Raw genomic sequence first — 22,108 nt, forward strand, 5'->3', positions numbered from 1 at the left:
AACCCTTCCCATGACTCTTCGCGACCTTCCTCTCGCCCAGCGGGCAGACCACCTGGTCGGCTCGATCATCGACTCCAGCACCTCGCTCCTGGCCAAGCAGACGCACGACATCGTGCGGTTCGCCATGGGCGCGCCCGCGGAAGAAGCCGTACCGGTAGAGCTGTTCAACAGTGTTCCCGCGGCCGTCTACGACGCGTCGTCCTACACCTACGGCGCAACCGAGGGCGAACCGCACCTGCTCAACGCGCTGACCGATTATCTGGCAACGACGGCGGACCCCACCGCCCGCGAACGCATCACCATTACCTCGGGCGGGATGCAGGGCCTGGACCTGGCCTGCAAGATCTTCGTGGACCCGGGCGACCTGGTGGTGGTGGAAAGCCCTACGTACACCAACGGTTCCGCCACCGCGCTGAGCTACGGAGCGGATTTGCTGGAAGTTCCGGTGGACGACGACGGCATGGATGTTGCCGAGCTTGAGGCTCTTGTGGAGGCATCGGGCCGCACGCCCAAGGCGATCTACACGATCCCCAACTTCCAGAACCCCTCCGGCACCACCATGTCCACCGAGCGCCGCATCCGCCTGCTGGAGCTGGCGCACCGCTGGAACGCCATCATCATCGACGACGATCCGTACGGCCTGCTGCGCTTCGAGGGCGAGGACCTGCCCAGCTTCAACCAGCTGAGCCCCAATGATCCGCTGATCTTCTCGGTCCGCACGTTTTCCAAGATCCTGGCCCCGGGCCTGCGGGTCGGCTGGGTGGAGACGGATCCGGAGCTGCAGCAGCTGGTCATCAACGCCAAGCAGGCCATGGATACCTGCACCAACGTGCCGGCCCAGCACCTGGTCGCCGAGTTCATCCTCCGGGGCGGGCTGGACGACCACCTGAACTGGCTCCGCCGCGAATACCATAGCCGCAAGGAGGCCATGCTGGCCAGCATCGACCGCCACCTCGGCGGGCGCGTGCGCACCACCAATCCCGAGGGCGGCTTCTTCCTGTGGGTCACGCTGCTCGGCGAAGATGCCGAGGTCAACTCCCAGCGGCTGTTCGACATCGCCCTGGCGGAAGGCGTGGCCTTCATCCCGGGCCCGGCACTCTCCCCCACCGGCCGGTTCACGGATGCCTTCCGGCTCTGCTTCGCCTCCACCAGCCCGGAGCGGACCGAGGTCGGCATCCAGCGCCTCGCCGCGGCTCTGGACAAGGCCCGCGCAGAGCTTCCCTTCGGTACGGCCACAGCATCGGGAGTCCGTTAGTGGGCCGCGCCCCTGGTATCGGCGGTGCCGTCAACACCACTGGCCACGGCCCGGCCGCCAGCCTCACCGAGGCGGAACGGACAGCGCTGGACGCGATCCGGCTCGAGGACATCGTCGCCCTGACGGCCCGCCTCGTCGAGGCCGGCGGGGAGAACCCGGGCGGCACCGAGGCGGCAACCGTCGCCGTCCTCGAGGCGGAAGCCAGGCGGCTGGGTTTCGACGTCGAGATCCAGCCGGTGGAGCCGGAACGGCCGAACATCCTCGTCACGCTGCTGCCGATCTCTCCGGCACCTGCTGCCGGAATGGCACCTGGCCTGATGTTCCTGGGCCACTCCGATGTGGTTCCGGCCGGTCCCGGCTGGAACCGGGAGCCCTTCCGGGCAGCGGTGGAGGAGGGGCGGCTCTACGGCCGCGGCTCAACGGACATGAAGGGCGGACTCGCTGCGGTGCTCGGCGCGATGGCGGCACTGAAGGACTCCGGCGCCGAGCTGACAGGCCCGGTAACCCTGGTCTGCACCGTCGACGAAGAGGATCTCGGCCTCGGCATCCGCGCCCTGGCCGCCGCCGGACTGCCCTACAGCTACGCGGGCTGCGTCGTCGCCGAACCCACGGACATGGAGACCGTCATCGCCTGCCGCGGCGACAGCTACATCGAGCTGGAGATCACGGGCAAGCCCGCGCACTCCGGCCGGCCCGCCGACGGCCGCAACGCCATCAGCGCCGCCGCCCGCATCTGCGAACTGCTCCGCGCGGACCACGAGGCCATGCAGCAGAAGCTGGACCCGCTGCTGGGCAGCGGAACCTGGAATGTCGGCCTCATCCAGGGCGGGCAGGGCACGTCGGTGGTCGCGCCGTCCTGCCACCTGTCCATCGACCGCCGCCTCATGCCCGACGACGATCCGGACGCGATCCTCGCCGTCCTCCTCGCCGACATCCGCAAAGCCGGAATCGACACCGACGGCATCAGCGTGGATGCCGAACTGACCATGCAGATGCCCGGCTTCCGCACCCCGGAGGACCATCCGCTCGTCACGAATGCCGTGGCCAGCGTGGCGGCCGCCGGCGGCACCACCCAGGTGGGCGGCTGGACCGCTGCCTGCGACGGCGGCTTCATCGCCAGGGACCACGGCATCCCGGCGATCGTCCTCGGCCCCGGCGGCCTGAACGACCAGGCACACCAGGTGGACGAGTCCGTCGGCGTCGATGAGCTGCTCACCGCAGCGCGTACCTACGCACTGCTCTGCCTTCGAACCCTCGACGGCGGACACCATGTTCCGCCGTCAATAAATTCCCTCGGACCCACACTCCTCAAGGAGGAACCCCGTGACTAGTTCTCCGTCACTGCGCAACGAACGTCCCGGCCCCCCGGTCGCCCCCGGCTCCGAACCCGTCACGCGAGACCAGAAGCGGACGCTGCACCAGTCCATCCTCGGCTCCGCACTCGGCAACGCGGTGGAGTGGTTCGACTACGGCGTCTACGGCTACCTGACCATCTACATGGCCGTAAACTTCTTCGGCTCAGAAGAGGGCGACGGCGGACTCGGCGTGACCTTGACGCTGGCCACCCTGGCACTGTCCTTCCTGGTCCGCCCCCTCGGCGGCATCATCCTTGGCCCGCTCGGGGACAAAGTCGGCCGGCAGAAGGTCATGGTGCTGACCGTGACCCTGATGACGCTGGCCACCGGCTGCATCGGGCTGCTCCCCACGCTGGAAACCGTGGGCATGCTCGCCCCGATCCTGCTGCTCATCTGCCGCCTGGTCCAGGGCTTCTCCGCCGGTGGCGAGTACGGCGGCGCCGCCGTCTACATGGCCGAGTCCGCTCCCGACCGCCGCCGCGGCTTCTTCGGCTCCTTTCTGGAATTCGGCACCACCGTAGGCTTCATGCTCGCCGCGATCGTCTGCACCGTGCTGATCTCCCTCGTCGGCGATGCGGGCATGGAAGCCGGCTGGTGGCGCCTGCCCTTCCTGCTGACCATCCCGCTGGGCCTCACCGCCCTGTGGATCCGGACCCGCCTCACGGAGGCACCGGTCTTCTCCGAGGCCTCGCAGCACTCCGAAACCACCCGCTCCCCGCTGCGTCATGTGCTGAAGAACAACTGGCGCCAGATCCTGGTCCTCATGGGCTTCGTGGTCCTGCTCAATGTGGCCTTCTACCTGATCCTTGGCTACATGCCGACCTACCTCAGCAGCCAGCTGGGACACAGCACCGCGCAGGGCAATTGGATGCTGGTCGCCATCATGGGTCTGATGCTGTTCGCCATTCCGCCTATGGGCGCCCTGTCCGACCGGATCGGCCGCAAACCGCTGCTGCTCACGGCCGCAGCAGGATATGCCCTGCTTTCCGTGCCGGCGATCATGCTGCTGGCCGTGCCCAACCTGCTGCTGCAGTTCCTGGGCCTGGCCGTGCTCGGCCTGCTGCTGGTCATCCTGGTCTCGTCAGTTTCGTCCACACTGCCTGCGCTCTTCCCCACCTATGTGCGGTACACCGGCTTCGCGATCGGCTACAACATTTCGACGGCGTTCTTCGCCGGCCCCTCGCAGACCATCGCCAACCAGCTGATCGAAACCACCGGCAACCAGCTCGTCCCGGGCTGGTACATGGCCATCGCCGGCGTCATCGGCTTCATCAGCATCCTCTGCATGCGGGAAACGTCGCAGGCCACCCTGCGCGGCGAGGAGCTGCCCGGCGTCGAACAGTCGGTCGGCCTGCCCACCGCAGGCGCGGTCGACTTGAACCGGCAGGACGCTGAGGTCCGCCGCGCGGCCTTCCAGAAGTAACCCGCCGGGAGGCACCCGAGCCTCTGGCACCATCTCGCCAGGCACATAGCGAAAGGGAGTGGCCGTTCCCCCAGGGGAGCGGCCACTCTGTTCGTTAATGGCCGCATCGAAGCAAAAAGAGTGAGGTATTACCCTCATGGAGTCCACCTTAGGAACACGAGTTGCTTCTTGACGCCACGGAAAACCAGGAACCGCAGCGGCAGCTCAGCCGGCGGCCTGCTCCAGGGCAGGAACTGCCGCACCGACGGGCTCGGCAGCGCGGACCGCGGGCGGTGCGGTGTCGTCGTCGTACGTTTCAAGGGTTTCCCCGGCATCAGCGGCGGCCGCCACGATCATGCTGCGCGAGATCTTCTCCACCGCATCATCCATATGGTCGGCCAGCAACTTGTGGAACCGCGGCACGTCCGCGTTGCCGATGGCATCGGCGATGGCCTCGTGCTCGGCGAGCCGCGCCTCCGGGGTATAACCGGTGTCCTCCAGCGCGGCCATGCACATGCGCGTCTCTGTGATCAGCGTGTTGTGCATGCGCGAGAGCCTGCTGCTCTGCGCCATGGCGACCAGCAGTTCATGAAACTCGATGTCCAGGTCGCTGAGCCTTGCGCCGTGCTCGCCGGCCGCCACGGCCCGGGCCATCCGGTCCGTCACTTCGCGCAGGGCGGCGCTGACTTCCCTGTGGCTGCCTTCCAGTTCGATGATCTTCAGGCCAGCCGCGCGCTCCACCGCGGTGCGGGCCAGATACATGTCCTCGATGTCGGAGGGGCCCAACTCGGTCACGAAGATTCCGCGGTTGCGGATGCTGACCAGCAGGCCCTCCTGGGTCAGCCGCTGCATGGCTTCCCGGAGCGGGCCGCGGCTGACCCCGAGTTCGCGGGCCAGATCCGCCTCGCCGAGCTGCTGCCCCGGCTCAAGCTCGCCGTGGCCGATGGCGTAGCGGAGCTTGCGGGCGATGATGGCAGGCGTGGATTCCTGGACCAGGGGCTCGATAAATCTGTTCTTTGCCATGGGCTTCCTTGCTTTCGGCATTAACCAATCGGCAGGCAACCCCGGACGGGGCGCCTGTCCCATTGCAGACAATCTTACAACCGCTCCTGCCGAACGACCATAGGTATGACAAAGAGGCGGCAGGTCCAAGACCCACCGCCCCTATGGCAGTTGTTATGCAGTTTTGAAGCGTCGCGCTAGACGGCAGCGAACTCGCGCGTGGCGTCGGCCAGCGGCAGCCCGTGCGCCTCGGAAACCGAGCGGTGCGTAACGTGCCCTGCGGCGACGTTCAGGCCTGCGGCGAGAGCCGGATCCTTCGCCAGCGCGGCGTCAACCCCCAGATCCGCCAAGGCGACGGCGTAGCGGAGCGTGACGTTGGTCAGCGCGTAGGTGGAGGTGTTGGGCACGGCGCCGGGCATATTGGCCACGCAGTAGAACAGGGACCCGTGGACGCGGAACGTTGGCTCGGCATGGGTGGTCGGCCGGCTGTCCTCGAAGCAGCCGCCCTGGTCGACGGCGATGTCGACGAGGACGCTGCCCGGCTTCATCTTGGCCACGAGTTCGTTGCTAACCAGCTTCGGCGCCTTGGCTCCGGGAATGAGCACGGAACCGATCACCAGGTCCGATTCAACGACGGCGCGCTCGATCTCCAGGCTGTTGGAGGCGAGGGTCTTGAGCTTGCCCGCGTACTGGGCGTCGAGCTCGCGCAGGCGGTTGATGTTGATGTCGAGAATGGTCACATCGGCTCCCATGCCTACGGCCATGGCGGCGGCGTTGGTGCCTGCCACACCGGCACCGAGCACGGTGACCTTGGCCGGACGGACACCGGGGACGCCGCCGAGCAGGATACCGGGGCCACCGGCGGGAACGGTCAGGGACTGCGCGCCCACCTGCACCGAGAGGCGTCCGGCAACTTCGCTCATCGGGGCCAGCAGCGGCAGGGCGCCGTTGGCCGTCTGGACGGTCTCGTAGGCGATGGCGGTAACGCCGGAATCCAGCAGTGCCCGGGTCAGCTCCGGCTCGGCCGCCAGATGCAAATAGGTAAAGAGAACCAGGCTCTCGCGGAAGTGGCGGTATTCCGAGGCAATGGGCTCCTTGACCTTCATGACCATGTCGGCGCGGGACCAGACCTCGTCGGCCGTCGCGACCATCTCGGCGCCGGCTGCTGCGTACTCGGCGTCATCGATCCGCGAGCCGGCACCTGCGCCGGCTTCGATCAGGACAACGTGTCCGCGGCTGCGCAGTTCGTGGACGCCGGAAGCCGTGATAGCCACGCGGAATTCGTTGTTTTTGATTTCCTTGGGAACGCCGACGATCATCGGGAGCCTCCGTATCTAGGTATGCGAAATAGCCAGACAGGCTATCGAAAGGGTTTGAAACTGTGCCTGAACCGGCGATGAGACAACTGTACGACCCGCTTTACGACGCCGTTCCTCGCCTTCCGCAACGACGTCGCCGCACGCGTCGCCAGCTTTTCCCGGCGACGCGGACACAGCCAGCGGTCATGAACCCTCTGATCCGCGCCACGACAGGGAACAGCAGGCAAACGGATATTCCCCGACCCCAGCCACTAGTGTGACCGCTACCACACCTTTCGCACCCGCAGCAATCGACAAATGTCGCATTGGCGCGCGCCAAGTGTCGCCCCGTGTCTGTCCGGCTTCCCTAGACTGGAAGCAGCAGACCAACCGCTACCAGGAGGCCCGATGCAAAGTCCCGATGCCGAACGCGCAGTGGAGGAGATTGCGACGGCGCTGGGCCACGGGGTTTCCGTTGAGGATCTCGACGGCGACCTCATCGCCTATAGCAGCCATCAGGCCTCGGCGGACCAGGTGCGGGTGAACTTCCTGCTGAGCAAGAAAGTGCCGGCCGACGTCAGTGCCTGGCAGCTGAGCCATGGGATTGCGACGGCGGTGCGGCCGGTGGTGGTTCCGGCCAACGCGTCGCTGGGCATGCACGGCCGGGTCTGCGTTCCGCTGCTGGTGCGCGGCTTCCGCGTGGGCTACCTGTGGGTGCTGCACGAGCAGGACGAGGAGGCGCCGGACGCCATCCTCGCGGCGCTGCCCGGGGTCCGCCCGCTGCTGGACAGGCTGGCGGAGCAATTGCTGGATACGAATACGCCGGAATCGGATGCCCGACGCCGGCGCGAAGCCGAGTTCCTTGCCGCCTGCGAAGGTGACGCTGCCGCCGTCGAAAGTGTGGCGGGCTGGCCCGAGGTCCAGGGCCGTTCGCCGTGGACGGTGGGCAGCATGATGGAGCGGATCGAGGATCCGGACACGGCGCTGGCGGAGCAGGCCGATCCGGAGGCCGCGGTGCTGCTGCAGCGGATTTCGGCGCTGCAGGCCACTGTCGGGATCAGGCCGGCGCTGTTCAGCGCGGGTTCGCAGCAGCATGCGGTCATCCTCTTCCGCGATTTGCCGGGCCGGGCCGAGCACGCAGAGGTGCTCAAGCGGTACGGGGCGGAGATTTCGCTGCGCGGCGGGCATCCGGAACGGCCGGACATGCTGGGCTTGAGCGAGCCGTTCACGGACCTGCGCCGGCTGCCGGAAGCCTACGAACAGTCGAAGACCGCGGTGCAGGCCGCTGCCGTGGATCCGCAGATCGGTCCGCTGTCCGAGTACCGGGATACCGGGGTGTACCAGTTCCTCGCCACTGGCAAGGGCGGACTGCCGGGGCGCTCGGTGAACTTCGCCGATCTGCAGGAGCAGGACCGCAATGCCGAACTGCTGCCGGTGCTGGAACTGCTCTATGACACGGACGGCTCGGTCGCGGACGTGGCCGCCCAGCTGCACCTGCACCGCAGCAGCGTTTACAACAGGCTGGCGCGCGTGCGCTCGATCATCGGCGCGGACCCGCTTAAGGGAAGGGTGCGGCTCGAGCTCCACCTGGCGATGAAGGCTGCGCGCTGGGCCGGCAGGCCTCGGCTGTAAGACCCCCTGAGGCGGGTTTGTTGCCCCGCGTAACCTGCAGCCCAAGACCGCGCGCCCCCTGCAAGAATGCGGCGCCACTGCAATAATCAGACCAGGCTGCCCCCGTGGCAGCGCACCTGATCCTGACGTAGCCGGGCGAACGAGGCGGACTAGATGACAGTGACCCAAAAGACGGCAGACCCGACGAGCAACGCGAAGCTGCACCAGCTCGCCCAGGCCCACGGTGTGGGCACGAAGTTCACTGGGTGGGACGGGCTGCCCTATGACGTGGACCCCGAAACCCTGGTTAAGGTGCTGGGCGCGCTCGGCGTTCCGGCCGGGACCGGCGAGCAGGTGGAGGGCTCCCTAGCAGACGCGGAGCTGGGGCCGTGGCGGCGGATGCTGCCGCCCGCCGTCGTGGTTAAGGACGGAAGCACCAACAACGACGGCGGGGCCAGCGACGGCGGGGAGACGCTTGTTCCGGTCCATGTGCCGCACGGTGCAGAGGTACGGGTGCGGATCGTGACCGAGGACGGGGTTGTGCTGCTGCCCGAACAACGGACCGTTCCGACGGAGCCGCGGATGGTGGACGGCGCGCTCACCGACCGGATCATGTTCGCCGTTCCGTCCGAGCTGCCGGTGGGCTGGCACACCCTGGTCGCCGAGACCGGCGGCGGGATCGGCAGTGGGACAGACCCGGTCGGCGGCGGCACGAAAGGCGTTCGCGCGGAGGCGTCGCTAGTGGTGACGCCCGCGCGGCTGACTACTGCGGATCCGCTGGAGCAGCGCCCCGGCTGGGGGCTGGCCACCCAGCTGTACTCGTCGCGGTCCACGCGCTCCTGGGGCATCGGCGACTTCGAGGATCTGGCGGATCTGGCCGCGATCAGCGGTGACCGCGGCGCGGACTACGTCCTCGTGAACCCGCTGCACGCCGCCGAGCCCGCGCCGCCGGTGCAGCCGTCACCGTACTCGCCGTCCACCCGCCGGTTCTTCAACCCGCTGTACCTGCGGATCGAGGCCGTGCCGGAGCTGGCCTACCTGGCCGCGGACCAGCGCGCGCGGATCGATGCGCTGGCGGCAGAGTGCCGCCGGCTGAACGAGCAGGCGGACCGGCTGGACCGGGACGCCGCCTACGCGGCGAAGCTGGAGGCGCTGGAGCTGCTGTACCGGGCGAAGCGGTCGCCGGCTCGGCAGCGTGCCTTCGAGAATTTCTGCGCCGAGGCCGGCCAGGGGCTGGAGGACTTTGCCCTCTGGTGCGCGCTGCGCGAGGACCTGCCCGCGGACCACCCGCTCTGGCATGATCCCGCGGCGGCCCCGGGCACCGCGGTGATGGACGCCAGGCGGCGCGAGCTCGCCGGCCGGATCGATTTCCACCGCTGGCTGCAGTGGCTATGCGACGAGCAGCTCGAATCCGCACAGCGCGCCGCCAAACTGGCCGGGATGCGCCTCGGCGTGGTGCACGATCTGGCCGTGGGGGCGGATCTCTCCAGCGCGGACGCATGGATGCTGCGCGATGCGCTGGCGCCGGGCGTCAGCGTCGGGGCCCCGCCGGACATGTACAACCAGTTGGGCCAGGACTGGTCGCAGCCGCCGTGGCACCCGCGCCGGCTGGCCGAGGCCGGCTACGCGCCGTTCCGCGACATGCTTCGCACCGTGCTCCGGCATGCCGGGGGCGTCCGGGTGGACCACATCCTGGGACTCTTCCGGCTCTGGTGGGTACCGGCCGGCAACGGTCCGGCCCGCGGCGCGTACGTGCAGTATGACCACGAGGCGCTGATCGGCATTCTGGCGCTCGAGGCCCAGCGAGCCGGCGCCGCCGTAATCGGTGAAGATCTTGGCACTTTCGAGCCGTGGGTGCGGGATTATCTGGCGGAACGGGGCATTCTCGGCACCTCCATTCTTTGGTTTGAGAACGACGGCGGCGCTCCCCTGCCACCGGAAAAGTACCGGGTGCACTGCCTCGCCAGCGTCAACACGCACGACTTGCCGCCAACAGCGGGATTCCTCGCCGGGGACCACGTGGTCCTGCGCGAATCGCTTGGGCTGCTGGAGCGGCCGGTCGCCGAGGAGCGTGCCGAACATGACGCCTCGCTGGCGTCCTTCCTTGAGTTGGCGCGCAGCCGCGGGCTGCTGCCGGCGGACAGGCCGGCCGACGAGGAAGAGCAGATCGAGGCGCTGCACCGGCTTTTGGCACAGTCGCCGTCGGTGCTGCTCGGCGTGGCGCTGGTGGACGCGGTCGGCGAGCGCCGGGTGCAGAACCAGCCCGGCACCACTGCGCAGGTCTACCCCAACTGGCAGGTGCCGCTGGCGGATTCCGCCGGCAAGGCGGTCCTGTTGGACGAGCTGGAAGGCAACGCCCGGTTCAACCGCCTGCTGGCCGCGGTGGAAGAGTCTATGTAAGTTCTGCAAATAATTTTCATGCAACTGCATCCAAGCGGAAGCTTCAGGCGGTATTAGGGGTGTAAGCAAAATCTGCCCATCCCGGGCCGTTCAAGGAGAACCGCAATGCGCAAGTCAATTTTTGCAGCAGCCGGAGCAGCCGGACTGGTCGCCGCAGCAGGATTCGCAGCCCCCGCCTCCGCCGCCGAAGGCGAGGCGCACCTGTCCGTACTGCACGGCGTGCCCGGCTTAACCGTGGACGTGTGGGTGGACGGAGCCCTCACGCTCGACGATTTCGCTCCAGGAACGCTGGCCGGCCCTCTGCCGCTCCCCGCAGGAGGCTACTCGCTGGCCATCACGGCCGCGGACGCTACCAGCGCGGATGACGCGGTCATTGGCCCCGTAGACGTGGAGTTGGAAGCCAACGGAAACTACACCGCGGTTGCCAATCTGGACGTCGAGGGCAACCCCACCGCCAATTTCTACACCAACGACGTATCCACCATTGAGGCGGGCAAGGGCAGGTTGACGGTCCGCCATGCCGCCGCCGCCCCGGAGGTGGACGTGCTCGCCGGTGACGCCCCGGTGATCGAAGGGCTGGCGAATCCGGACGAGCAAACCTTGACGCTGGATCCGGGAACAATTTCCGCCGCGGTCGCAGCCGCCGGAACCACGGATCCTGTGATCGGTCCGGCAGACCTGACCGTAGCGGAGGGAACCCACACCGTTGTTTATGCCTGGGGCAGCCTTGATGACGGAACTCTGCAACTCGCCGTTCAAAACATCGAAGGGCTGCACTCGAACCCCGGTTCCGTACCCGGTGGACGGTCCGGCGCCGCGGACAACGACAGTTCAGCCATCGCCCTCGGCGGGATGGCGGCCGCTGGGTTCCTCGTACTCGGTGCCACCGCAATGACGCTGCGCCAGCGAACCGCGGCAACCCGCAATAAATAACCGATCTGGCGGCGCCCTGCTTTCCTCGCCAGGGCGCCGCCCTGCTCCTCCGGCTCGAAAAGTCCGGAGGAGCACATCCCTCTCACGGACTATCCGCATCCCTCGCATCTTTCTTAGGCGAACATCATGACCACTGAGATGAGAATGGTTCACTGGCGGAGGGGAGCCAGCGCTCTGCTCTTGGCGGGCCTCTTGCTGAGCCAGGTCGGATGCTCGGCTGCCACATCGCCCAGCCAGTCTGCACCCTCGCCCGAGACCTCCCCTGCCTCCCCTACCTCCCAGGTTCGCGATACAACGGACGCTCCGCTCGATTTATCAGCTTTACCCGAGATTCCTGTCCGGCAGGCCACTCCTCCCCCGTCCACTCCAAGCCAAGCGCCGCCCCGGTTCCTGAGCATCGAAGGAACCACTATCGCCGTCGACGTGGTGGATGTCGGGCTCGGCGATGGGAATGCGATGGAGATTCCCGACTCCTTCGACGAGGCTGGCTGGTACCGCTACGGTCCGGCACCGGGTGACGCCGAAGGAAACGCCGTGATCGCCGCGCACGTAGATACGGTGAGCGATCTGGCGCCCTTCTCGCAACTGCAGTCCCTGCAGTCCGGAACCCGGATTCTGGTGGAACAATCCGACGGGACTGTGCTCTCCTACCGAGTCAGCGAGGTGGCAAATATGGACAAAGACGATTTCGACGGCGCAGGGCTCTTCCGCCGTAGTGGCCGGCACCAACTCAAGCTTGTGACCTGTGGCGGCGAATGGCTGGACGATCGGCAGGACTACAGCGACAATGTCGTTGTTACTGCATTGCCGGAATGATTCCGCAGGCAGCCCAACCGCAGTCCGTGGTCCCCACCCGGTCTGCTGACCGGAAGGAGCGCCGAATGCCCGCTGCTTCCCGCATCTGGGACACGGACCTCGACGCTGCCTTTTCCCACGGGCACGAAGCCGCGCTCGCCGAGGTGTACCGTCAGCTGGCGCCACTGGTCCACGCGCTGGCCGCACGGGCCCTCGGTAACCGGACCGTCGCGGACGACGTAACCCAGGAGGTCTTTATCCGCGCCTGGCGTTCCCGCGACACGTTCGACCCTGATCGGGCGCGGCTTCCTGCCTGGATTATCGGTATCACCCGCAACGCCATCTCTGACGCACAGACAGCGTCCCAGCGGGAGTTCCGCAAGCTGCGGGCCGTGTCCCTGACCGTGCCGGACCCGGAACAGCCTCAGGGCGCGGCCGAAGCCGACCTTCTCGCCGACCGGCTGGTTCTGGACGGAGAACTGGAACGGCTTGGCGAACCACAGGGTTCCATCATGCGGCTGGCGTTCTACGAAGACCTGACGCATGACCAGATCTCCCGGCAGCTCGACCTGCCGCTTGGTACCGTCAAGAGCCACATCCGCCGAAGCCTTACCCACCTGCGGAACAGATTGGAGGTACACCATGCATCATCTTGATCCGGAGTTACTTAGCCTGCTTGCCCTCGATGAGCGCGCCGGCGACGCAACCGACATGGAACACCTCCGCACCTGCGGCACTTGCGCCGCGGAATACGCGGCCCTCCGACGGACGGCCGATGCCGTCCGGGCCGACCCCGCCCGTTCCGCCCTGGTACCTCCCGGACTCCACGTGTGGGCGGCTATTCATGGCGAACTGGGACTGGACGAATCCTTGGCCCAGGATCCGCTTGCAGCCGGGCAGCCTGGGAACGTAGACCAACCAGGCACCGAGCAGCAGAAACCCGGCATGCTCCGTGCCAAACGCCCTGGACGGACTCCGGGAGCGGGTTTGTGGCTGGCGGCTGCGGCCGCAGTCATCATCGCAGCGGCAGGCATCACCTGGGCCGTGACACGGCAGGCACCGGAACCCGCCCCGTTGGCAGCAACGGAACTGGAACCGTTGGAGGAGTTCTCGGTGACCGGCACCGCGCAGGTGGTCCGGACCGATGAGGGTGCGCGCCAGCTGACTGTCGAGCTCAGTGAGGACGTGGCACAGGGCTACCAGGAAGTCTGGCTGATCAAACCTGACCTTTCGGGCTTGATCAGCCTCGGAACCATGGAACAGCAGACCCAGACCTTCACGATCCCGGCGGAGGTCAGCCTGGACCAGTACCCCATCGTTGACGTCTCCGATGAACCAGTGGACGGTGATCCCGCACATTCCGGAATCAGCATCGTCAGAGGCAACCTGTCTTCCTGATCAAAACCTCAGAGCAGCAGCGGCGACACGGCGAAGACTGCGGTAATCACGTGCCGTTCGCGCCGCGCCACTTGGTGCATGAGGCCGGGGCCGTCGTCGAACGGGACAACGTCCGTCACGAAGTGCTTGCGGATCAGGTCACCATGCGAGCGCAGCAGCTTGATCGTCTCGGCGGACAGCCGGCCGCGGTCCCACTGCGCGGACAGGCCGCGCGGCGTCCGGCCGATCTGGGCGCAGCGCAAGCTCAGTCCGTTGTGGTGGAACTCCTCCCCGAGCCGCACCGCGTCCGCACCCTGCGTGTAGAAGGCCAGATCCACGACTGTGCCCTGCGGCCTGACCGCGCGGAGGGCGGCGTGGAGGGCTTCGGCGCGGCCGCGGCATTGGAAGACGATGTCGGCGCCGCGGTCTCCGGGGCCGTGCCGCCAGCGGGTTTTGAGCAGCTTGCCCGGGTCGTCGTCGAGGTCCACGGCGAGGAAGCCGAGGTCCTCGGCCAGCTGCCGGCGTCGGGGATCGGAGTCCGCCACCGCCACTTCGCGCGCGCCCAGGGACGAAGCGAACAGCGCGGTCATCAGGCCGATGGGACCGGCTCCGGTCACCAGGACGAGCCGCCCTTCGACGCCGTCCTGCAGCCCGCGCACCATGCCGCCGGTGGCATCAGCGGCCGCGTGGAGGAGCCCGTTGGCGCAGATCGGCCCGAAGTGCGCGACGAAAACGCCCAGCAGCGGATCCAGTTGCGCGGGCAGCGGCACCAGGTGCTCGGTCATCGGGTCGGCTACATGTGCGGTGGCGTGCCCGTAGGCCGAGGCCAGCACGTCCCCCTCGGCGAACGCGTCGGTGCGGGACCGCACCACTTTCGCCACTTCCATGTACCCGAGCCGGCGCACCGGGTAACCCGTGCCGGGAGATCCGGTTAGGAAGAGGCTGAGCTCGGGATCCAGCCGGGAGCTCAGCCCGGGGTGGTTGCCCTTGACGAAGGCCAGTTCGGTGCCGGCCGACAGCCCAGTGGCCAAAGTCTCCAGCAGGATACCGCCGTCGGGCACTTCGGGCAGCTCCTCGTCGACAATCTCGACGTTTCCGGCAGCGGCAACAATCAAATTACGACGCCGGTTCATCACCGTTAGGGAACGCGGACCCGCTGCTTGGCCGGCCGCCGGCAGGCCCGTAAGCAGTATTGCGGAAGGCCGGACAGGTTCCGGTTCCGGCCTCAGATCCGCCCTCAGTTCCGGCGCTGCCTCCGGCTGGAGCTTTACCGAGCGTCCGGTCCGTGCAGATTCGGCAATGGCACACGCCAGCCGATGGCTCCGGAGGGCTTCGGCGTAAGGCACCCGGGTGGATTCGCGTTCACCGCGCACGGCTTCAATGAATTCCCGGTCGACGGCGATCCGCGGGTCTTCCCCGCACTTCATGTCCGTCCGGGCCGAGCCGTCGAAGCTGCTCAAGCCGTCCTCCGACAGCTCTAAATACAAGCCTCGGCTGACCGTGTGCAGGGCTGCCCGGTGTTTGGCGGCCAGCACAGAGGTGGCCGCCAGCGTTGCCACGGTCCCGGAGGCAAAACGCACGGTCGCCGCAGTGGCGTCATCGACCTCTTCGTAGTCCTCCGGCGTTGGCACTCGGCCGGAGGGATCCGGGTCTTCCAGACCACGGCGGAGCCCGGCGGCGTAGACTTCCACGGCTTCACCGAGCAGGAAGCGTGCGGTGTCCAGCACGTGCGTGAGCTGCTCGACCACCTGTCCGCCGGAGCGGTCCATCCGTCCCCACCATGGCACAGGTGGACGCTTGTCCAGCCAGTAGCCGTTGGCCAGCAGAGGCGGGGCGTCCGCCAGCAGTCGCCTGGCATGTTCAACGGAGTCCATGCAGCGCCAGTGGTAGCCCGTTCCGGTCACCACCCCGCTCTCTTCCACCAGGGCACCGATCTCCTCGGCCACGTCCCGACCAAGCCCCACAGGCTTTTCCACAAACAGCGGCAGGCCTCTGGATAGCGCCGCGCGTTCCCCGGGACCATGGGCAAAGGGAGGTACGCAGACGTACACCGCGTCCACGTCGACGGCGTCGAGCGCTTCGTCCGGGCTGGTGAAGGCGGGCAGGTCGAGCTCGTCTGCCAGCGCTTGGGCGGCGGGCTCGTGGGCGTCGGTAATGCTGGCGAGCCTGACACCGGGCAGCGAGTTCAGGACGCCGGCATGGCGCCGGCCCACCGATCCTGCTCCGATCAGGGCGATGCTGATGGTCATGCGGCCTCCCGGATGAGCTTCTCGTACAGATCGATGTAGTGCGCAGCCATGGCGTGCGGAGTCCAGGCCGCTGCGGCGGCGCGGCAGTCCTGCGGATCAATGCCGTCCAGCTTCTGCAGGTACTGCGCCAGATCCGGCTCGCTGGCGGCCAGGTATCCGGTGCGGCCGTGGTCCACCAACGAGGGCAGCACGCCCAGCGGCGTGCCGACCACAGGTACGCCCCGGGAGAGCGCCTCAACCACTCCAGTTGCCCCGGGTTCGGCCCAACGGTTCGGAGCCAGCAGCACCCGGGCCGAGCGCAGCACCCGCTCCTTCGCCTCTCCCGCCACGCCGCCGATCCAGCGTGCGCGGCGCCCGTCCAGCAGCGGACTGACCTCGGCCAGGAAGTACTTCACATCGGGGTGGGCGGCAAGGGCGTTGTCCCCCTCGGCGAGCCGGCGGTCCAGTTCCTGCGGGTCGTTGATTCCGGCCACCGGACCGGCCAGGACCAGCGGGATGTTCGCCGCCGCGCAGATCCGCACCGCGGTGTCCTGGCCCTTGTCCCTGGTGATCCGGGCGAGCAGCAGTGCGTGGTCGCCCGGATCCACCTGCACCTCGAGTGCCGGGGCCGGGGCCAGCGGGACCACGCCGATGGCTTGGCGCCGCAACTGCTCCGGAGCGCGGTCCAACTGGGACTGCGAGACGGCCGCGAACCGCACCCGGCCGCGGCCGTTGAACGTCGAATAGAACGCCGCATGTTTGGCCAGGTCCCAGTGCAGCGTCTGCAGGACCGGCGGCGCCGAGATGCCCATCGCGGCGAAGACGGCCGGCCCCACCACCTCAAGGTGATCGTGCACGAGATCCCAGCTGCCGCCGTCGTACATTGCATTCACCAAGGCATGCATATGCGCGTGGGCAATCCCGGAAACTTGGTTGTAGGGCATGGCGATGGAGCGGAACTGCGGCTCGGCCAGCGGCCGCAGGTAGGCATCCGCCTCGAGGGAACTCGGTCCCACGGTGGCAAGGGTGACATGGACGCCGGCGCGGCGCAGTTCCGGAACGAGCGTGGCCAGGACGGTTTCGATTCCGCCGTAGCCTTCGGGCGGAACCGGGAGCCAAGGGCCGGCATTGACCAGAATCCGCATGGCCTAACTGGCCTTGGCCGCGGTCAGCCGGTAGTCGGGGATCTCAATCATGGGCGGACGTTCGGAAATTTCGACATCGCAGGTTTCCTCGATGAACCGGTCGCCCTCGCGCAGGAACTGGGTCAGCGGCGCCGACGCCGGCGCGGCCGCGACCAGCCCGCGGCGGAAAAGCCGGGACTGGACGGTCAGCTGCACCTGCATCGCCATCCGGGACAGGTCCGCATCCGTGGCGTTGCGGTGGCAGCGCACGCCCAGGTCCACCTGCGCCATTCCCTCCAGCCCCACCGCTTCCAGCACGTCGACCAGCATGCCGATCTCCACCCCGTAGCCCGAAACGAACGGGATGCGCTCGAGCAGTGAGCGGCGGGCCGCGTATTCACCGGCGAGCGGCTGCACTATCCCGGCGAGCTCGGGCCAGAAGAGGTTGAGCAGCGGCCGGGCCACGAGCTCTGTCACGCGGCCCCCACCGGCGGGCATCACCGTGACCCCGTCGTTGAGCGGCCGGTCGTAGCAGCTCTTAACGAAGTGGACGCGCGGTTCGGTCAGCAACGGGCCCAGCATTCCGACGGCGAACTGGGGATCGAAATCGTGCAGGTCCGCGTCGATGAACACCACGATGTCCCCGGTGGCCACCGTGAGGGATTTCCACAACGCCTCGCCCTTGCCCGGGACGTTGCCCAACTCCGGCAGGATGTGCTCCTGGCGGGCGACTTTCGCGCCGGCGGCGGCCGCGACGGCGGACGTGGCGTCCGTCGAGTTGGAGTCGATAACGATGATTTCGTCCAGCAGCGGCACGGCTTCAACCAGCCGGGTGCGCAGCGCCGAAACGATCTGCCCCACCGTGGCCGCTTCGTTCTTTGCAGGAAGGACGACGCTCACTTTCTGGCCGTCTTTTTGTGCCGCCAATCGCTCCGGCTCATACCGGGAGCCCTGGTAGCTTCCGCTGGCAAACCACCGCCGCAGGTCTTCGCGCATGCCGATCTCTTTTCGTGCTGAGGCCGGATTCCCCGTCCCGGCTGTCGATAGGATCTAGACGAAGCCTACGTTTCTGTCCTGCCCGTGTGAATACCCTGAAAGGAGATGGCAGCTCCGTCGATCGATGTCCCGGAGGAGATCCGGACGGAGCTCGCTCAAGTCAGGACGGCGGTTCGGCGCCTCCGACGAAACGGCACCAGAACGGAGAAAATTGATGCAGAACGGACATCCGTCCCCGGGGCGGCAGCGGCCCCGGCTGGTGCTGTGGCGCCACGGCCAGACCGAGTGGAATGTGCTGGAGAAAGCCCAGGGGCAGGCGGATGTGCCTTTGGATGACACGGGCCGCACCCAGGCGAAGCAGGCCGCGGCGATGCTGGCCACCTTCGACCCGGCCTTCATCTGGTCCAGCGACCTGCAGCGTGCCCGCGATACCGCGCAGGAACTGGCTGTGCTTACCGGCCGGGACCTTGAGCTGGACGCCCGGCTCCGGGAGTACCACGTGGGCATCCGGCAGGGAACGACGTTCGCCGAGTTCCGGGCGCAACACCCGGACATCTACGAAAAGTTCTTCTCCGAGGACAACTACCGCGTTCCGGGCGCCGAACTCCCCTCGGAAGTCAATGAGCGGATGAAGGCTGTCATCGATGAAGCTGCCGCCGCAGTGAACGACGGCGAGACGGGTGTTCTGGTCGGCCATGGAGCCGCCCTGCGAAGCGGCCTGCTTGCGTTCTTCGAAGCCCCGTCCCACCTGCGGGAAATGTTCGCGGGCATGGCTAACTGTGCCTGGACAGTGCTGGAAAGGCATGCCGAACGCGGCTGGCAGATCATCGATTACAACGCGCAGACCCTGCCGGATGCATCCTCGGTGCTGGCCGATGAAATGCCGGTGGAGCATTGAGCCGACCGGGCCCGTCATTACAGCCTCGGCACGGGCATGACCGGGACCCGGGCAGGAGGTCTTGATCACACCTGTCCCCCGTTCGCCCCGGGGATTGGTAACGGCTAGAAAAATGCCGGATGAACACTTGGTACGCTGGAGTAGCAGCCGGGCTCTCCGGCGAGGCATCCAAGCCACTCGACGAGACCCCGTCGTCGTTATCTTCCGTTCGCATCCCGTAGGAGACACCGCACTCAATGCAAAGTCTGGCAGTAGAAACTCAGCAGGAACAGCTCTGGAACCGCCGCTACGATGAGAACGTCGCCGACGTCAACCAGCTGTGCGACTCCCTGAAGGAACTCAAGCCGGGCAGTGAAGTTCCCTACATCGATCCGATGCACGACACGGACCAGTGCCGGATCATCAGCCTCTTCTCCAGCCCCACGCCCGACACGGGCTCCGGCTTCATCACGGCCGGAGACCATGACGCGGTGACACGGCTTCTCGGCGTCCAGTGGCAGGTCGGCCTGCGACCCGAATACGTCATGCCTTGGAACGCCTACCCGTGGCTGGTGCCCGGTGCCGAAGGCAAGCTCACGCCGGCCCAGATCGCCGAAGGCGTCAAGCCGCTGCTGCGCTTCCTGGCGCTCGTGCCCCGCGCTTCGGCGCTGGTGGCCCACGGCACCGAAGCACAGAAGCTGGCCAATCTGTTCCTCAAGACCGAGAACCGGATGATCTACCGCCGCGGCTTCAAGACTTACAAGGTCCGCGCCCTCAGCGGCCGCCCGTTCGCCGGCTCGCCCGAGAAGCAGCAGCAGTGGCTCGAGGACATGCAGGCTGCCTACGGCGACGCCATGGCGCGCACCGGGCTGCCGCGCCGCGGCCAGTAACCTCGGCCGCTCCGCAGAGGGGCGCTGACCGGGACCGCCGGACGGTAGTAGGCTGAGGAGCAGGAGATGGACGGTCGTCCCCTGCTGGACGGCCGCCGTCGGAGAGCAACAGCTGCTCATCGTAGATCCGGCACAAAGGAATTCTGATGCGACGCATGACAGACCCGGCATACCGAGAACAACAATGGAGCAGGCGGTTCGACCCGAACATCGCCGAAGTGAACCAACTGTGCGAGTCCCTCGTGGAGCGCAAGCCCGGCAGCGAGGTACCCTTCGTTGACCCGGTGCACGATGTGGACGAGTGCCGGATCGTGAGCCTGTTCGCCAGTCCCGGACCAGGCACCGGCTCCCGCTTCATTTCCATCGAGAACGACGACGAAACGGCCATCCGGACGCTGGAAGTCTACGAGGCAGTCGGGCTTCGTCCCGAGCACGTCATGCCGTGGAACGCGTACCCCTGGTACGTCTTCGATGAACAGGACGGCAAGCTCACCGCCGCGCAGATTTCCGAAGGGCTTAAGCCGCTGCTGAAGTTCCTGCGATTGGTCCCGCGGGCTTCTGCACTGGTGGCCCACGGAGGTGAGGCCCAAAAACTGGCCGACCTGCTGCTGAAATCGAAGATTCCGGACATCCAGAAGCGCGGTTTCAAGACCTACAAGGTCCGCGCGCTCGGCGGCCGGGCCTTTGCGGGCAAACCGGCCGACCAGCAGAAGTGGCTCGACGAAGTCCATGCGGCCTATGCAGACGCGATGGCCAGAGCAGGGCTGCTGCGGACCAGCCGTTAGGTCAGGCTGCGTACCCCACCCCTACCCAGGGAGTATGCCTAGGGCAGCCGGCGGTCCTCAGCGTGCAGCACCCGCAGCCAGCGGTAGCCGTAACCGCCGAGCGGCAGTTCGCACCTGCCGCCGTCGGCCAGTTCCACGTTCTCGTCGCCGAGCAGATCCAGGAGCACCGAACCTACAAACTTGTCCTCGGGTTCATCTTCGGTAGCTAGATCGATTGTCACGGTGGCCGGTTCCGGGCTCAGGTTGTGGACCAGTACAAGGCTGGCCGTTTCCCACGTGCAGCGATGGGCCAGTACCGATGAGGCGGGTTGCCGCAGCAACTCGAACCGGCCCCATCCGAGTTCCGGACATTCGCGGTAGCGCCGGATCAACGTAGCCATGAAGCTCCACAACGAGTCCGGGTCACGTTTGGCCTGGGCAGCGTTGACGAACTGCGGCCCGCATCCGCCGTCCACCAAGGGCGACACAAGTTTCCCGGGCGGTGCGGTGGAGAACCCGGCATTCGCGTCGTCGGTCCACTGCATCGGGGTCCGGACAGCCATTCGGCCCTCCGCCTCCAGATCCTCGCCCATCCCGATCTCCTCGCCGTAATAGAGCACCGGCGTGCCGGGCAGCGAGAACAGCAGCGAGTAGACCATCTTGACGTGGCGCGGATCCCCGCCCAGCATCGGCGGCAACCGGCGTTTGAGCCCCCGCCCGTACAGCTGCATCCGTTCTTCGGGCCCGAACGCCGCAAAGACCTCCTGGCGTTCCTCCTCGGAGAGTTTGTCCAGCGTCAGCTCATCGTGGTTCCGGACGAAGGTGGCCCACTGGTTGTCCGGATTGATGGCCGGGCGCTTGGCCAGCGTCTCTGCCAGAGGCCGGGCGTCCTGCCGCGCCAGCGCAAGGTACATATTCTGCATGGCCATGAAATCGAACATGACATTGAGTTCGTCCCCTTCATTGCCACCGAAGAAGTCGGTCTGCTCCTTGTAGGGCAGGTTGACTTCGCCGAGCAGGATCCCCTCGCCCGAGCGCCGGTTCAGGAAGCGGCGCAGGTCCCGGAGGAATTCATGCGGATCCGGCAGCTCCTCCGGTTCCTCTCCCGTGGTCTCGAGGAAGAACGGCACGGCGTCCACGCGGAAGCCGTTAACCCCGAGTTCCAGCCAGAATCCCATGGCCTTGGCAATATGGTCCCGGACGGCCGGATTGGTGACGTTCAAGTCCGGCTGGTGCTTGTAGAAGCGGTGCAGGTACCACTCGCCCGTGGTTTCCTCCTTGGTCCAGATGGAGTCTTCCTGATCCGGAAACACCACCTGCTTCGAGGTAGGCGGGGGCGGATCTGAACGCCACACGTAGTAGTCCCGGTACGGGCTGTCCTTGGATTGCTTGGCGGATTGGAACCACGGATGCTGGTCCGACGTGTGGTTGACGATCAAGTCGGCGATGACCCGCATCCCCCGGTCCCTGGCGGTGCGCAGGAACTCCACCAGGTCCCCGTGGTCGCCCAGCCGTTGGTCCACGCCGTAGAAGTCGGTGACGTCGTACCCGTCGTCGCGGTCCGGTGTGGGGTAGAACGGCATCAGCCAGATGCAGGTGACGCCGAGGTCCGCCAGATAGTCCACGCGCTGGGCGAGTCCGGCGATGTCTCCGATGCCGTCGCCGTCACTGTCAAAGTACGTTTCAATATCCAGGCAATAGACGACGGCGGTCTTCCACCACAGGTCCGATGTGTCCGTGATCCTCACGCGAACTTCCTCTCTTCGTCCTGCTGAGGTGGCGTTTTCCCGATGCAAGTCCG

The 22,108-nt window shown here is 66.9% G+C and carries 18 protein-coding genes; 12 read left to right on the plus strand and 6 right to left on the minus strand.

What is annotated here, in order from left to right:
- The first annotated feature begins 10 nt into the window (after window positions 1-10).
- Genes J5251_RS01490 through J5251_RS01500 form a run of 3 tightly spaced genes read left to right on the plus strand, consistent with a single transcriptional unit; the run spans window position 11 to window position 4,033 of the window.
- Window positions 11-1,255 (plus strand): PLP-dependent aminotransferase family protein, encoded by a 1,245-nt coding sequence (locus J5251_RS01490; protein WP_208574999.1) that lies wholly within the window; start codon window positions 11-13, stop codon window positions 1,253-1,255.
- Window positions 1,255-2,586, plus strand: coding sequence for a M20 family metallopeptidase (locus J5251_RS01495; protein ID WP_432264409.1), 1,332 nt, complete (start codon window positions 1,255-1,257; stop codon window positions 2,584-2,586). Before J5251_RS01490 ends, J5251_RS01495 begins: the two co-directional genes overlap by 1 nt.
- Window positions 2,579-4,033, plus strand: a complete 1,455-nt coding sequence (locus tag J5251_RS01500; protein ID WP_139004272.1) for an MFS transporter — start codon at window positions 2,579-2,581, stop codon at window positions 4,031-4,033. Before J5251_RS01495 ends, J5251_RS01500 begins: the two co-directional genes overlap by 8 nt.
- 204 nt (window positions 4,034-4,237) lie before the next feature.
- Here the strand turns inward: J5251_RS01500 and J5251_RS01505 are convergent, their stop codons facing one another.
- Together J5251_RS01505 and ald are read right to left on the minus strand one after the other, a co-directional pair.
- On the minus strand, window positions 4,238-5,035 hold the full coding sequence (locus tag J5251_RS01505; protein ID WP_139004271.1) for a GntR family transcriptional regulator: 798 nt from the start codon (window positions 5,033-5,035) through the stop codon (window positions 4,238-4,240).
- 176 nt (window positions 5,036-5,211) lie between these two features.
- Complete coding sequence (gene ald / locus J5251_RS01510) at window positions 5,212-6,333, minus strand: alanine dehydrogenase (RefSeq protein ID WP_208575000.1); 1,122 nt, start codon at window positions 6,331-6,333, stop codon at window positions 5,212-5,214.
- 387 nt (window positions 6,334-6,720) lie between these two features.
- Between ald and J5251_RS01515 the strand changes: the two genes are divergently transcribed.
- From J5251_RS01515 to J5251_RS01540, 6 genes are all read left to right on the plus strand, one after another.
- The gene (locus J5251_RS01515; RefSeq protein WP_139004269.1) at window positions 6,721-7,944 is read left to right on the plus strand and encodes a PucR family transcriptional regulator; all 1,224 of its coding nucleotides are present in this window, start codon (window positions 6,721-6,723) and stop codon (window positions 7,942-7,944) included.
- Between the two features lie 153 nt (window positions 7,945-8,097).
- The gene (gene malQ, locus J5251_RS01520; RefSeq protein ID WP_208575001.1) at window positions 8,098-10,323 is read left to right on the plus strand and encodes a 4-alpha-glucanotransferase; all 2,226 of its coding nucleotides are present in this window, start codon (window positions 8,098-8,100) and stop codon (window positions 10,321-10,323) included.
- 105 nt (window positions 10,324-10,428) lie between these two features.
- Complete coding sequence (locus J5251_RS01525; RefSeq protein ID WP_208575002.1) at window positions 10,429-11,256, plus strand: DUF4397 domain-containing protein; 828 nt, start codon at window positions 10,429-10,431, stop codon at window positions 11,254-11,256.
- 126 nt (window positions 11,257-11,382) lie between these two features.
- Window positions 11,383-12,072 (plus strand): class F sortase, encoded by a 690-nt coding sequence (locus J5251_RS01530; RefSeq protein ID WP_244250756.1) that lies wholly within the window; start codon window positions 11,383-11,385, stop codon window positions 12,070-12,072.
- 65 nt (window positions 12,073-12,137) lie between these two features.
- A complete protein-coding gene (locus tag J5251_RS01535; RefSeq protein WP_208575003.1) occupies window positions 12,138-12,707 on the plus strand; it encodes an RNA polymerase sigma factor in 570 nt (189 codons plus the stop codon).
- Window positions 12,694-13,449 carry an anti-sigma factor gene (locus J5251_RS01540; protein ID WP_208575004.1) on the plus strand — a complete coding sequence of 252 codons (756 nt, stop codon included), beginning with the start codon at window positions 12,694-12,696 and terminating at the stop codon, window positions 13,447-13,449. The genes J5251_RS01535 and J5251_RS01540 overlap by 14 nt, the downstream gene beginning before the upstream one ends.
- A gap of 8 nt (window positions 13,450-13,457) precedes the next feature.
- Here the strand turns inward: J5251_RS01540 and J5251_RS01545 are convergent, their stop codons facing one another.
- Genes J5251_RS01545 through J5251_RS01555 form a run of 3 tightly spaced genes read right to left on the minus strand, consistent with a single transcriptional unit; the run spans window position 13,458 to window position 17,776 of the window.
- The gene (locus J5251_RS01545) at window positions 13,458-15,677 is read right to left on the minus strand and encodes a Gfo/Idh/MocA family oxidoreductase (protein ID WP_208575005.1); all 2,220 of its coding nucleotides are present in this window, start codon (window positions 15,675-15,677) and stop codon (window positions 13,458-13,460) included.
- On the minus strand, window positions 15,674-16,801 hold the full coding sequence (locus J5251_RS01550; protein WP_244250757.1) for a glycosyltransferase: 1,128 nt from the start codon (window positions 16,799-16,801) through the stop codon (window positions 15,674-15,676). The genes J5251_RS01545 and J5251_RS01550 overlap by 4 nt, the downstream gene beginning before the upstream one ends.
- Before the next feature lie 3 nt (window positions 16,802-16,804).
- Entirely contained in the window at window positions 16,805-17,776 is a 972-nt protein-coding gene (locus tag J5251_RS01555) for a glucosyl-3-phosphoglycerate synthase (protein ID WP_139004262.1), read from the minus strand.
- Window positions 17,777-17,990: 214 nt separating this feature from the next.
- Between J5251_RS01555 and J5251_RS01560 the strand changes: the two genes are divergently transcribed.
- The 3 genes from J5251_RS01560 (at window position 17,991) to J5251_RS01570 (ending at window position 20,328) form a co-directional block, all read left to right on the plus strand.
- Window positions 17,991-18,674: a histidine phosphatase family protein gene (locus J5251_RS01560; protein WP_171059285.1), complete on the plus strand. Its 684-nt coding sequence runs from the start codon at window positions 17,991-17,993 to the stop codon at window positions 18,672-18,674.
- A gap of 236 nt (window positions 18,675-18,910) precedes the next feature.
- Window positions 18,911-19,543, plus strand: coding sequence for a uracil-DNA glycosylase (locus tag J5251_RS01565; RefSeq protein ID WP_139004260.1), 633 nt, complete (start codon window positions 18,911-18,913; stop codon window positions 19,541-19,543).
- A 146-nt stretch (window positions 19,544-19,689) separates the two neighbouring features.
- The gene (locus tag J5251_RS01570) at window positions 19,690-20,328 is read left to right on the plus strand and encodes a uracil-DNA glycosylase (protein WP_139004259.1); all 639 of its coding nucleotides are present in this window, start codon (window positions 19,690-19,692) and stop codon (window positions 20,326-20,328) included.
- Window positions 20,329-20,366: 38 nt separating this feature from the next.
- Here the strand turns inward: J5251_RS01570 and J5251_RS01575 are convergent, their stop codons facing one another.
- On the minus strand, window positions 20,367-22,055 hold the full coding sequence (locus tag J5251_RS01575) for an alpha-amylase family protein (protein WP_208575006.1): 1,689 nt from the start codon (window positions 22,053-22,055) through the stop codon (window positions 20,367-20,369).
- Between the last annotated feature and the right edge of the window lie 53 nt (window positions 22,056-22,108).

It is taken from the genome of Arthrobacter crystallopoietes, from assembly GCF_017603825.1.
GTDB classification, from domain to species: domain Bacteria; phylum Actinomycetota; class Actinomycetes; order Actinomycetales; family Micrococcaceae; genus Crystallibacter; species Crystallibacter crystallopoietes_B.

Excerpts from the sequence above, each read along its gene's own strand:
- J5251_RS01560 (WP_171059285.1), top strand. The coding sequence starts at position 17,991 with ATGCAGAACGGACATCCGTCCCCGGGGCGGCAGCGGCCCCGGCTGGTG.
- J5251_RS01550 (WP_244250757.1), bottom strand. The coding sequence starts at position 16,801 with ATGCGGATTCTGGTCAATGCCGGCCCTTGGCTCCCGGTTCCGCCCGAA.
- J5251_RS01555 (WP_139004262.1), bottom strand. The coding sequence starts at position 17,776 with ATGCGCGAAGACCTGCGGCGGTGGTTTGCCAGCGGAAGCTACCAGGGC.
- J5251_RS01540 (WP_208575004.1), top strand. The coding sequence starts at position 12,694 with ATGCATCATCTTGATCCGGAGTTACTTAGCCTGCTTGCCCTCGATGAG.
- J5251_RS01525 (WP_208575002.1), top strand. The coding sequence starts at position 10,429 with ATGCGCAAGTCAATTTTTGCAGCAGCCGGAGCAGCCGGACTGGTCGCC.
- J5251_RS01565 (WP_139004260.1), top strand. The coding sequence starts at position 18,911 with ATGCAAAGTCTGGCAGTAGAAACTCAGCAGGAACAGCTCTGGAACCGC.
- J5251_RS01530 (WP_244250756.1), top strand. The coding sequence starts at position 11,383 with ATGACCACTGAGATGAGAATGGTTCACTGGCGGAGGGGAGCCAGCGCT.
- malQ (WP_208575001.1), top strand. The coding sequence starts at position 8,098 with ATGACAGTGACCCAAAAGACGGCAGACCCGACGAGCAACGCGAAGCTG.
- J5251_RS01505 (WP_139004271.1), bottom strand. The coding sequence starts at position 5,035 with ATGGCAAAGAACAGATTTATCGAGCCCCTGGTCCAGGAATCCACGCCT.
- J5251_RS01515 (WP_139004269.1), top strand. The coding sequence starts at position 6,721 with ATGCAAAGTCCCGATGCCGAACGCGCAGTGGAGGAGATTGCGACGGCG.
- J5251_RS01490 (WP_208574999.1), top strand. The coding sequence starts at position 11 with ATGACTCTTCGCGACCTTCCTCTCGCCCAGCGGGCAGACCACCTGGTC.
- J5251_RS01570 (WP_139004259.1), top strand. The coding sequence starts at position 19,690 with ATGCGACGCATGACAGACCCGGCATACCGAGAACAACAATGGAGCAGG.
- ald (WP_208575000.1), bottom strand. The coding sequence starts at position 6,333 with ATGATCGTCGGCGTTCCCAAGGAAATCAAAAACAACGAATTCCGCGTG.
- J5251_RS01535 (WP_208575003.1), top strand. The coding sequence starts at position 12,138 with ATGCCCGCTGCTTCCCGCATCTGGGACACGGACCTCGACGCTGCCTTT.
- J5251_RS01545 (WP_208575005.1), bottom strand. The coding sequence starts at position 15,677 with ATGACCATCAGCATCGCCCTGATCGGAGCAGGATCGGTGGGCCGGCGC.